The organism is Paenibacillus oenotherae, assembly GCF_019443105.1.
Lineage (GTDB): Bacteria > Bacillota > Bacilli > Paenibacillales > Paenibacillaceae > Paenibacillus_Z > Paenibacillus_Z oenotherae.
In genome coordinates, this window is record NZ_JAHZIJ010000007.1 from 19,653 (window position 1) to 31,824 (window position 12,172).

Here is a 12,172-nt window from a genome sequence, read left to right on the forward strand (position 1 = left end):
CGAAAACTGATGGGGCATGCCCTAATCCACAATGACAGGAGACTACATCCGTGACAAAAGCAAACTCCAACCACGAGCAATTCAATGGTATTATTCCTGCTCTTATTACCCCCTACGGGGCTGACGGCGGAATCAGCGATTCCGTTACGCGGCAGCTCGTCCGTCATCTAATCTCGCAGGGCGCTGCCGGCTTCTATCTGAGCGGGAGCACAGGGGAAGGCTTCCTCCAATCGACGGAGGAGCGCCAGCAGCTGCTTGAGATCGTCCTCGATGAAGTAAAATCGGAGGTGCCCGTCATTGCACATGTCGGCGCGATGGACACGGCAACCGCCGTACAACTCACCCGTCATGCCCACCAGGCTGGAGCTGCCGCTGTATCCGCAGTCACTCCTTTTTACTATAAACACGGGCCGGAGCAGGTCATGCGCCACTATATCGACATCGTTGAAGCGGCCGATATTCCCTTGATCGCTTATCATATTCCCGGTCTGACCGGTTCGAATGCATCGGTTGATTTCTATAAGGAGCTGTCGCAGGTGGACGGCATTATCGGCTTGAAGTTCACCTCCACCAATGTCTACGAGATGCAGCAGATTATGGATAGCTGCGGCGAAGACTTCCTCGTATTCAACGGGCCCGACGAAATCTGTCTGGCTGGTCTTACGATGGGCGCCTGCGGGGCAATCGGCTCCACCTACAACATCATGATGGCTCCGTTCGCTGAGCTGTACCGCCTGTTCCATGAGGGCAAGCTGGCCGAGGCCAGAACGCTTCAATACGAAGTGAACCGCGTCATCCGGGAGCTGCTGCGTTATGATTTCATCGCCTTCGAGCGCGAGATATTGCGCCTGCAAGGCTTCGAGGTTGGCAGTCCGCGCAAGCCGATTCAGCAATTAATCGATGCGCAGCGTGCGGACATTTACGAAGTCGCCAAACGCTTTTCCTTTTTGAATGTGAAGTAACGACAGGAAGGATGGTTGAACAGCATGACAGCAAGAGTGAAGGTACAGCAGCTATTCGATCTGACCGGCCGGGTCGCTCTGGTTACAGGCGGCAGCAATCTGGGCTATGATGCGGCAGAAACATTGGCAGAGCTTGGTGCAGCCGTCGTCATCACCCGCAGGGAGCAGGGGTCTGCCGCACGGACGGCAGCACGGCTTGCCGAGGACACAGGCGCTGACGTAACAGGAGCGGCGCTGGAAGTGACCGATGAGGACAGCTGGAAGGCAGTCGTGGACGGGATTATTGCGAAGTATGGCAGAATCGACATTCTGATCAACAATGCAGGAGGACGCAAGGTTTCCGTCATTCCGGAATCCGTCGCCGACGACCCCTCCTTCGAATTTCTCGAAACAAGGCTGCTGGAGGATTGGAAATATACGATGGATGCGAACCTGACGAGCGTCTTCTTGGGCTGCAGAACAGTAGCTCCCCATATGAAGAAAGCCCGCAGCGGCAAAATCATCAATATGGCATCCATCGACGGCATCGTCGGCCGGGATCTTAGAATATATCCCGGATCAGGGCTGTCGCCTACCGTACCGGATTATCTGGCCAGTAAAGCCGGCGTCATTAACCTGACGAAGGGAATCGGCGTATCGCTGGCCCCCTTCGGCATCTATGTGAACGCGATATCCCCCGGCGGCTTCTACCGGGAACAGCCGGACAAATTCGTAGAGAATTATACGCGCCTCGTTCCGCTTGGAAGAATGGGGCGAGATCGCATTGATCTGAAAGGCTCCATTGCGTATCTGGCCTCATCGGCCTCAGACTATACAGTGGGACATAACCTGGTCATTGACGGCGGATTAACTTCCTGGTAGAGGTCGCCTCCGTTGGCACGCCGGATACACCTGACCGGGATATATACAGACTGACTAGTGGAGTGGATGGTATGATATATGGCGACCTGACAACAACGATCGGACAGGAGAACCATCTGCTGCACCCTGTGCTGCAGCAGGCTCTCCGGCATTTGCACAAGATGGATCTCGCAGCGGCGGCCCCTGGCAAATATGCGCTGCAAGGCGACGATATGTTCGTGCTGATTCAACAATTCGATACAGCGCCCAAGGCAACCAAGAGGTTAGAGGCCCATCGGCAGTACATCGATATCCAATATTTAATCAGCGGTGAGGAAGAGTTGATCGGCTATGCAAGACTGGCGAATTGGCATGCCATTGTGGAGGATCAGTTAGCTGATAACGATTATGCACTCTATGCGGATACTTCAGATGAAATCGATCTGCTGCTGAAGCCGGGCATGTACGCGGTCTTCTGCCCGAATGATCTTCACCGCCCAGGAATTAGCCGCAGCGGATCCGCAACGATAAAAAAAGCAGTCGTCAAAATAAAGACTTCATTGCTCCAATCCCCTGAATGACGAGAGGCGGACATGGTGCTGCCCGCCGGAAGCTATCTGCTAATGTGCCGCGCTCCGGCCCCACTTCGAATGTTGAATCACAATTAAAGAAGCATCCAGACTCACGATTACCGTGGTTGTGGATGCTTCTTTGTGATCTGGCTCCGTTAGAGGGAATAAAGAGCAGCTATCTGCGGCCTTCCGTCCAGCCCGCGAGAATCTGTAGGAGGGAAATATCGTTTTACAATATGGAATGATAAAGCTATGCGCGCTGTAAGCAGGAAATTCCGCACTACAGCTTCAATAAGATCGATCTCAACACGCAAAACGAGACTTTACAACGAATAAACCCGCTTACAGCGCATCAAACAAACCTCCCACATGCTGAAAAAAGGAAAAATCCGCTTACAGAAGTAAAAAACCGAAAAGCTGAATTCCCGCCGTTTTTACTCTGCTTGTCACTGGATAGCACCAGAAAAGTCGCCAGGTAGTCAATATGAGCTACTATGAGTCACTATGAGTCACTATGAGTCACTATGAGTCACTATGAGTCACTATGAGTCACTATGAGTCACTATGAGTCACTAATGTCATCGAGCGCCGCGCTGTCTAGTGGTTATTTGGCCTCTTCCGACCATGTGATGACAGCTTCAAAGAGGTTCGCATTGTCTGTGTTCTTGGAACCGGTAATGGAGAAGGAGCTGTTGTTAAGCTTGCCTGACAGCATCAGCACATCGCTCTGGGCCATATCGAACACATCCGTGTAGCCTTCCTTCTTCAAGAAATCCGCATACAGCTTGTGCAGTTCATCTGCCGTCATCTCAACATCGAACGTCACGATGAACGAGGTCGTTCCCTCGCTGCTGTTCGAGATGGAACCTGTCACATTAGCCCCGTCCGGCATGGGAATACTGTCCGGAAATTCCGCTGGCAGCTCCTTGCTCTCCGAGAACTGGGTGGACTGGGACTTGCCGTTCTCATCGGTAGTCTGCAAGCTGACCGTTCCATCATCCCCCTCTGACGTCAAGGTCGCTTCGCCCTTATCTGTCGTAAGCTTCACTTCATTGCCGTTGCTGGACACTTCAATATTGCCGTCCTCTGTACTAATGGTAGCGCTCTGCCCGCAGGCGCTCAGCAGTAGAATGAGTGCGATAACGACCGTGTAACCCATCATGTTATGCTTCATCTGATTATTCCGTCTCCCTCACTAGGTTGTGTGTAACTGTGAATCGTAATTAATATACCTTACATGACAGGGTGGGAACTACAGGCTGAAGTTCCGTTTTTTCCATTAAAAGTCCAAATTCAGCCTGTTCCAGCTCCAGAATTAGGCCTTTATTACCAGCCTGGCTCACCACGGCAAACACGAAGAGGCCGACCATCTCATGAGGGAGATCGTCGGCCTCTTTGCTTACTATGCTTATAAGTTTGAATTACATTACACGACGCCTTGAAGCATCATGGCATCCGCAACTTTAATAAATCCGGCAATATTCGCGCCTACAACCAGATTTCCGGAGTAGCCGTACTCTTCTGCTGCCAATACGCTGCTCTGATAGATGTTCTTCATGATGCTGTGCAGCTTCGCATCGACTTCTTCGAAGGTCCACGACAATCTCATGCTGTTCTGGGCCATCTCCAGTGCGGAGACAGCTACGCCGCCCGCATTCGCTGCTTTGGCAGGTCCGAACAGAACGCCATTGCCCAGGAATACTTCAATCGCCTCCAGAGTGGACGGCATGTTCGCGCCTTCGCCGATCGCTTTGACACCGTTAGAGACCAGCACCTTCGCCGCTTGTTCGTCGATTTCATTTTGCGTTGCACATGGAAGAGCGATATCACATGGGAGGGACCAAATATTTTGGCAGCCTTCTACGTAAGTGGCGTGTGGATGATGCTGCACATATTCGCTGATGCGTTGACGTTGAACTTCTTTAAGAAGCTTGACCGTCTCCAGATTAATGCCGTTCGGATCGTGGATGTATCCATTGGAGTCGCTGCATGCAATAACTTTCGCACCCAGCTGCTGAGCTTTCTCGATCGCATAGATCGATACGTTGCCGGAACCGGAGATAACAACCGTGCTGTCCTGGAAGCTGAGGCCTTTGAATTTCAGCATTTCATTAACGAAGTAGACGCAGCCGTATCCGGTAGCTTCCGTTCTGGTCAAGCTGCCGCCGTATACGATTCCTTTGCCGGTAAGAACGCCAGCTTCGTGGCCGCCTCTAATCCGTTTGTATTGACCAAACATGAATCCGATTTCTCTAGCTCCAACACCAATATCACCAGCCGGAATATCCGCATCAGGGCCGATGTATTTGTACAGCTCTGTCATGAAGCTTTGGGTAAAACGCATAATTTCGTTATCGGACTTGCCTTTCGGATCGAAGTCAGAGCCGCCTTTGCCGCCGCCGATAGGCTGGCCTGTCAGGGAGTTCTTGAAGATTTGCTCGAAGCCGAGGAACTTAATAATGCTCGCGTTGACAGACGGATGGAACCGAATGCCGCCCTTGTAAGGTCCGAGAGCGCTGTTGAACTGTGCGCGGAAACCGCGGTTCACATGAACATTGCCATTATCATCAACCCAAGGTACACGGAAGGAGACAACTCGCTCCGGCTCTACAATTCTCTCCAGAATGCCGCTCTTCATGTATTTGGGGTGCTTTTCAAACACAGGAGTAAGGGAGTCCAGAATTTCCTTCACTGCTTGATGGAATTCACTCTCATGGGGATTGCGGGCAATAACAGATTCATACACCGATTGCACATACTGCTGGGCTGCTGTCTGATTGTCTTGCGAAATGGTTGATATCAATTTCAACAACGCTCCTTAATCTAAATTACGCCTCATCTTGCCTCAAACTCACAAAAATTTGTACTTTTCATCCGAAACTTTGCACTTTACACCTACAAATTTTAAACAAACATCGGTCAATTCGTCAATATGTTTATTTCACTCTGAATACCTGATTACCAATAAAATGGAATCTAAGCATAAAAAAAGACCCTATCACCCTTGTAGATGATAAGGTCCCAATATTTTGAACATTCTATAACAATTCTTTGCGGAGCTCTTCCGGCGACTTCGGCGACAGATATCCGAGTGGAATATCGAACACCGTTTTCGCGCCAGTAACGCCTTCAGCGCTCAATTTGTATGCCGCTCTAGCATAAGCTACCAGCACGCTTGCCGTGAATTCAGGGTTGCTCTCCAGCTTCAGGCCGAACTCGACAATCTGCTTCGTGCCTTCCCCGGTAATTCCGCTCCGAATGACGAAGCCGCCATGCGGCATGCCTTTATGATTCGCAGCCAATTCCTCTTCAGTAATGAAAGTAACCGTTGTGTCGTAATCTGCAAAGTAGTTCGGCATCGAAACGATCGTCTCGCGGATCTGCTCCTCGTTTGCGCCGTCCTCTGCCACGACATAGCATTCACGCAGATGCTTCTCGCGCGTGGACAATTCAGGTGTTTCTCCCGCACGAATACGGTCGATCACACTCTGCACAGGAACCGTGTACTGCACGCCAGCTTTAACGCCAGGCACACGGCGAATAGCATCGGAATGGCCTTGACTTACCCCTTTGCCCCAGAACGTGTAATCCGTGCCTTCCGGAAGAATCGCTTCAGCGAGCAGCCGGTTAAGCGAGAATAAGCCCGGATCCCAGCCTGTCGAGATAACGCTCACAGTACCGCCTTGCTTCGCCGCGGCGTTAACCGTCTCGTAGAATTCAGGAATCTTCGCATGAGTATCGAAGCTGTCTACGGTATTGAACATTTTAGCTATAACAGGGGTCTGCTCCGGAAGATCCGTTGCCGAGCCGCCGCATAGAATCATCACATCAATAACACCTTTATACTGCTCAGCCGCTGAGATATGCTCGAACTTCACGCCAGCCGCATGTGCTGTCATCTGTCCCGGTTCCCTCCGCGTAAATATAGCAACCAGTTCTATGTCGGGGTTTTGTGCGATTGCTTTCTCCACACCTTTGCCCAGATTCCCGTAACCAACTATACCTGCTTTAATAACCTTGCTCAGATAAAGCCCTCCTCTTGATTCTCCTAAAGTTGCATGCCTCTCTATTAAGTATAAAGATGTTACATGAAATGTAAACTGTAACTGCTGGAAAGCGCCGTAAAAAAGCAAAAAATGTTAATCAAATCTTCACTTTTACCGACGATTTGGTCATCCGAACCCTCAATCCTATACATAATGTCTCCCTATTAAGGGTAGCGTCCCCGATTTCCGGCATTCCATACACTGCGGCTTCTGTTGATTATTAAAGAACGAGGCTATGCCGAAAGTCCTTTTTGGAAATCTCAGCGAAATCTCAGCTCCCACTCGGCGAAACATGCGAAACCGCAGGTTTTCTCGTTACTGACATGATGAAGGTGAAATGCCTGCCAGAGTGCAGGCATTTTACCTTAGTTTCCCCTTAACGGCCGATTATTGCTCAATTTCATGCACATTCGCAGGCATTCTACCAATTATGACGTCTTGTAACCGAAATTCATGCACATTTGCAGGCTGCCCAGAAAGTCTGTTGGAGCGCTTCCGTTAGCTAAGCTTCTAAGCGTATGAGAGTGAGTGACTGCAACACATTCGGTTGGTGGTGAAAGGGAAGCCTGCCAAAGTGCAGGAATTTCAGCTAAAAGTACCCCTTATAGACAGAATGCCTGCGATTACGCAGGCATATATGGCCGATCGGGCTAATAGAGGGAAAACATGGCGAAAAGCCTGCGCTTTGGCAGGCATTCGGTCTTTATCAAACAGAAAGGATAAAAAGCCAGCCTATTCGCAGGCTTTTGAGAAAGTCCGGCGGGCTTTCTGTCAATTGACCTCTAACGCGCAAGAGTGACTGACTACCGAACATCCGGCCGGTAGATTTCACTCTTTTCCTTCTTCCATTTTGTATGATTCAGTGAAAACAATGGCTTTCTGGACAACCTGACATTCGAAGGCTTCTTACTCCGGCTGACCTAATAATACGAAAAAGATGCTTCCAGCCCCACATTTTAGTGGTTTTGAAAAATATCCCTTCACATCATTTTGGACTGGATTATTGGATATTGGGCTTTTCGGACAGCCCCGTTCTAACTATAACCATTCAGTAACGATTGTACTCTTATAACCATTCAGCAACTAATGCGCTTTGCGCTGTACAAGCTTGCGTGGATTGACGGTATTGTCCATCAGCAGCGGCGTCCCTGCGCCTTGGGCGATCTGCTCCCATGCAACGACTTTGAAGTTCTGATTCAGCTCCGTATCGCCATTCATATTGGAATCATCCTGCGCGACGAAGATGCCGTAAGGGAACTGCTCGCCCAGCCCGAAGCCCAGAACGTCGATTCCATCCGTAACGGAGGTTCCGTCGGTCTTCTCTCCAGCCTTGATTTTGAAGCTGGTTATATATTTGTTGCTGCCTTGGCGGTCATAGACCGCATAGCTGTCATTGCCTTGGCTGGAGGCAATCAAGTATCCGCTGCCGTCTGCCCCGTAATAAATAGTCAAGCCCTCGATATCATCCTGCAGCCTGCGGCCATCCGCAATATCTACTGTGGACAGGGGCTTCAAACCGCCGCTTGGCTCTGCACTGTATTTGTAGATCGCATAATCTTCCTCCGCAATGTACATCAAACCATATTCATCATCCGCAACAAGACCCTCCGACTGGGTCGCCAGCTTAAATTCCCGTACCAGCTTGCCTGCAATCTTGCCCTTGCCGTTATCGGTGAGCTCATACTGCTCGAATTCACCTTCCTTGCCCAGTGCCAGCGCGTAGAACTTGCCGCTTCTCAGACTGTGATAGAGGCTGAAGCCGTATACTTCCTCCATCTTCGCACGGATTGGCGCTGCCAGGACATCCTTCAATTCACCGGTTGCGCCATTGATCGCAAACACGTCGATGGTATTCTTGGAGCGGTTCGTCGCTGCAGCGATATCGATCTTCTTGCCGCCAAGCGAAAAATCATAGCGAATGTCAATATTGTTCATTTTGCCGATATTATAATTTTGCAGCTGCTTGCCGTTCAGATCGTATACGAGAACGCCGCCGCCCTTGTTCGTAGCAACCAGCTTGGAATTGGACGGGTTCGCCGGATCAAGCCAGATTGCCGGATCGTCAGCCGCATCCTCGCCATCCTCCACCGCATCGGTCTCCACTTGCGCTGTAACCGAGAAAGTTGGGATGACATCCTCTGGCTTGCTGAATTTCGCATTCTCAGCCATGATAAGCTTCAAGGCGGCGGAAGGAATGTACATTTGGCTCCCTACCAGCTTGATCTCGCTCGCAAGCTTGCCCCCTTTGCCCGCCAGACGGTATTCCTTCTCGCCTGCGGTGAATGTACCGACAATGCCATTCTTCAGCTTAACCAATGCCGATCGGTCATCACTGTCCCAAGTAATCGCCGCGCCGATCTCGTCCATATGCTTCCTCAGCGGCTCATAGCCTGCTGTACTCGCGCTTGCTGCCATTGCTGTGCCTGCCGGCAGCAGAAGGCTTGCGGATAATACAATCATTAATGCAGATTTCCAAGTGCTCATTCAAGTTTCCTGCCTCTACGATGAATTGAAGTCCATAAGTGCTTAGTATAGAGAGCAAGTATTATACGAATATCATGCCAATATGGTGTAATTGTAAAGACCCTCTCATCACCTGTTCATCCGGCGGAGTTCCGCGACCAAGACCAAGGTCCAGTCGATGATCCAACCCGGGACTATTTCCCAAAGATAGCGGGATCGCCTACAATAGAAGGATTGACGGAAAGGGCCTGCTGCAGAAGAGAAGCCCTTCGCACTCCGTGGAACAAAAAATGATAAATGATAAAGGCAGGAACGATGAGAACAAACAACCAAATGATCGATTACAACTATAGAATCCCATTGCCCCCGCCGCCGCGCAAGAGATCGAGAAAGCGCAGACTGCTTTTGATTGCCATACTCCTGATGATTGCTGTCCTATTCCGGGAAGGGCTGCTCTCCCTCGGACGCACAATTATGGATGCCCCCATAGCAGATGTTCCGCCTGTAACGGAGCTGCATCCTGAGGTTGCCGCCAAAAGTAAGCAGCTTACAGAGGAATCCGCCCGTAAGGGGATCAAAATTCTGATCACAGACGGCTTCCGCAGCTCGGCGGAGCAGGATGCGCTGTATCGCAAAGGGCGCGATGATGAAGGTTCTATCGTTACGAAGGTGAAGGGCGGCCATTCGTATCATAATTACGGGCTGGCGGTTGATTTTGCGTTGATTGACAAGCGGGGCAAGGCGATCTGGGATCTCGAATATGACGGGAACGGGGACGGGACGTCAGATTGGATGGAAGTCGTGGAGATTGCCAAGAGGCTGGGCTTTACATGGGGTGGAGATTGGGAGAGCTTCCGTGATTATCCCCACCTGCAGATGGACTTCGGCTACTCCATCCGAGAGCTTAAACGGGGGGCGAGACCCCCGGCAGACACGCCGCCTGCACCACAATCAGCCAGGCGGCCCTGCAGAGCGGATTGTTCGACAGCTTCTCGCTTTGCGGGCGATCCGCCAGCAGTTGTGTCCTTAATTCCCGGTGTACTTGTTCAAGAACGCAAGAGATAGCTCGATAGCCTTCTCCAAATGCCCGGTCGTGCCCGCAAAAGGATGAACAGCGCCGAAGGTATGATTAGCTCCCTCCAGCGTAACATGCGACTTGTCCGGAGCCGCTTCCCGCAGGAGACGATTGCCCTCAAGCAGCCGCTCCGAATCCCCGTCCCCTTGTATGAACAGGATCGGCGTATCGATCTCGGCGGCCCTGGCGGGAATATTGAATCGCTCGCTATTGCTGTCCAAATCGTCAAAAAACACTCTTGCTATCGGCATCTGCTGCTTCGTCCGCGCATTGGCCACATAACCGACCCCATTGCGGAGAACCTCCTCCCGGAACGCCTCGTCGAACAAATTGCAATCCCCGATCCCATTCCAGGCGACAACCGCCCGAATCAAGGGATGCTCCGCCGCGAACAGTACACTATTGCCGCCGCCCCGGCTATGTCCCAGCAGGAAAATGCTGCTCCGTTCAATCAGATGAACAAGCGGCAGTCGCCCCTCCACTAACGCAGCCAACAACGCCTCCAGATCAGCTTGTTCTCTGGAGTAGGTATTCACACCGAACTTGTCCAGCTCATCAAAATCCGTCTCTCTCACACCGCTGCACGAGAAATTGAAGGTAATTACCGCGTAGCCCCCGGCAGCCATTGACCTTGCAGCATAGGGAATAAACCCCCAGTCCTTGAAGCCTTTAAAGCCATGCGACACAATTAATGCAGGCTTGGCAATCCCGTCATCCCGGACTCTAACCTCGCCTCTCACAACCAGTTCGCTGCCCAGATCAAGCTCGAATGACTGCTCCAACAGCTCCGCTTCACTCATCATCCATTCCCCCCATATTAGTATTATCGACTTCCTTTTAACGCTCCCTTTGATCTATACTTGTGTCTTTCTCAGCCTTGTATAACAAATATAAAATAAAATCCCGTTGATAGCATCCAACATTCAAGCACCTGAACGCTTCGTCAGAAACAGGAAGCATACGAGGGCCAGAATATTCAGAACCGCGATCACGACAGCCATCGGAAGGATGGATGCGCTGCCTCCGATCCCTACAAGCGGGGCGGCGGCACCTCCTACAATGAAGGACAGCATCCCCAGCAGCGCCGAAGCGGTACCTGCCGATTGTCCTTGATTCTGCATCGCTAGCGATGAGGTTGTCGTTGCGATTAACCCCACACTTGCTACGACCAGGAACAATGCCGGCAGAACAACATAAAGCCCGCCGCCGACTAAAGCTGCGAGGAGCAGCAGCAGCCCGCCACTGAAGGAAAGTACAAGCCCGCTGCCCAGAATCGTCCGTTCACGGACACGGCCCGCCAATCTTCCCGCGATCTGGCCTGCAACGATAATTCCAATCCCATTGATACCGAAGATCAGGCTGTAGCTCCGGGCCGAAACGCCGAATATCTCCTGCAGGACGAACGTTGAGCCTGAGATATAAGCGAACATTCCCGCCATAATAAAGCCTTGTATCAATGCATATCCGATAAAGCTGGAATCCCCCAGCAGACGGCGGTATGTCGCAAGTGAATGAAAGAATCCTCCTCTGGAACGCCGCTCCGGCGGCAGCGTTTCTTTAAGCCCGAACATAACGGCAAGCAGCATCAGGACGCCAATCCCGCTCAATACTGCAAATACGCCTCTCCACGATGTATATACCAGCACCTCTGCACCGAGAATCGGGGCAAGTATAGGCGCCGCTCCATTGACGAGCATTAATAATGCGAAGAACTTCGTCAATTCAACACCAGCGTACATGTCGCGCACACTGGCCCGGGATATAACGATGCCCACCGCCCCTGCCAAGCCTTGAACGAACCTTAACCCGATAAACACACCGATTGAGGGCGCGAACACACAGAGCAAGGAGATCATGGCGTACACAGCGACACCAATCATTAAAGGAAACCGGCGCCCCCTCACATCACTGATAGGCCCCGCGATCAACTGGCCGACTGCCATGCCCAGCAAGCATGCAGTCAAGCTGAGCTGGGTCATGGATGTCGAAGCGTTCAGTTCATCGCCGATGACCGGCAAGGCTGGCAAGTACATGTCCATGGAGAGCGGGCCTATAGCCGTTAATGCGCCAAGAACCATCGCTGTCCATAGACGGCTCGGCTGCTTGAGCGGCTTTAAAGCATTATCTGTTTCATGCATCGCCTGTAGTTCCTTCCCTCTTCTGACTTATTATTATGTTTGCAACCACTGAATCGATAGTTGTTTCGACAATTGT

10 protein-coding genes are annotated in these 12,172 nt (G+C 51.4%); 4 read left to right on the forward strand and 6 right to left on the reverse strand.

Going from position 1 to position 12,172, the window contains the following annotated elements; genetic code table 11:
• The first annotated feature begins 50 nt into the window (after positions 1-50).
• From K0T92_RS11800 to K0T92_RS11810, 3 genes are all read left to right on the forward strand, one after another.
• Entirely contained in the window at positions 51-962 is a 912-nt protein-coding gene (locus K0T92_RS11800) for an N-acetylneuraminate lyase (RefSeq protein WP_219872682.1), read from the forward strand.
• Between the two features lie 24 nt (positions 963-986).
• Positions 987-1,823, forward strand: coding sequence for an SDR family NAD(P)-dependent oxidoreductase (locus K0T92_RS11805; RefSeq protein WP_219872683.1), 837 nt, complete (start codon positions 987-989; stop codon positions 1,821-1,823).
• Positions 1,824-1,894: 71 nt separating this feature from the next.
• Complete coding sequence (locus tag K0T92_RS11810) at positions 1,895-2,383, forward strand: NanQ anomerase/TabA/YiaL family protein (RefSeq protein ID WP_219872684.1); 489 nt, start codon at positions 1,895-1,897, stop codon at positions 2,381-2,383.
• Between the two features lie 595 nt (positions 2,384-2,978).
• Here the strand turns inward: K0T92_RS11810 and K0T92_RS11815 are convergent.
• The 4 genes from K0T92_RS11815 to K0T92_RS11830 all read right to left on the reverse strand — a co-directional run bounded on the left by K0T92_RS11815 (position 2,979) and on the right by K0T92_RS11830 (position 8,904).
• Positions 2,979-3,548 carry a hypothetical protein gene (locus K0T92_RS11815; protein ID WP_219872685.1) on the reverse strand — a complete coding sequence of 190 codons (570 nt, stop codon included), beginning with the start codon at positions 3,546-3,548 and terminating at the stop codon, positions 2,979-2,981.
• Positions 3,549-3,800: 252 nt separating this feature from the next.
• Positions 3,801-5,174 (reverse strand): NADP-specific glutamate dehydrogenase, encoded by a 1,374-nt coding sequence (gdhA, locus tag K0T92_RS11820; RefSeq protein WP_425517654.1) that lies wholly within the window; start codon positions 5,172-5,174, stop codon positions 3,801-3,803.
• Between the two features lie 238 nt (positions 5,175-5,412).
• Entirely contained in the window at positions 5,413-6,399 is a 987-nt protein-coding gene (locus K0T92_RS11825; RefSeq protein WP_219872849.1) for a diaminopimelate dehydrogenase, read from the reverse strand.
• Between the two features lie 1,104 nt (positions 6,400-7,503).
• Positions 7,504-8,904, reverse strand: a complete 1,401-nt coding sequence (locus tag K0T92_RS11830) for a phytase (protein WP_246628104.1) — start codon at positions 8,902-8,904, stop codon at positions 7,504-7,506.
• Positions 8,905-9,198: 294 nt separating this feature from the next.
• Between K0T92_RS11830 and K0T92_RS11835 the strand changes: the two genes are divergently transcribed.
• Positions 9,199-9,948: a M15 family metallopeptidase gene (locus K0T92_RS11835; RefSeq protein ID WP_246628105.1), complete on the forward strand. Its 750-nt coding sequence runs from the start codon at positions 9,199-9,201 to the stop codon at positions 9,946-9,948.
• Here the strand turns inward: K0T92_RS11835 and K0T92_RS11840 are convergent.
• Together K0T92_RS11840 and K0T92_RS11845 are read right to left on the reverse strand one after the other, a co-directional pair.
• The gene (locus K0T92_RS11840; protein ID WP_246628106.1) at positions 9,910-10,761 is read right to left on the reverse strand and encodes an alpha/beta hydrolase family protein; all 852 of its coding nucleotides are present in this window, start codon (positions 10,759-10,761) and stop codon (positions 9,910-9,912) included. The two genes, K0T92_RS11835 and K0T92_RS11840, sit on opposite strands and share 39 nt — an antisense overlap.
• 120 nt (positions 10,762-10,881) lie before the next feature.
• A complete protein-coding gene (locus tag K0T92_RS11845; protein ID WP_219872687.1) occupies positions 10,882-12,096 on the reverse strand; it encodes a multidrug effflux MFS transporter in 1,215 nt (404 codons plus the stop codon).
• Between the last annotated feature and the right edge of the window lie 76 nt (positions 12,097-12,172).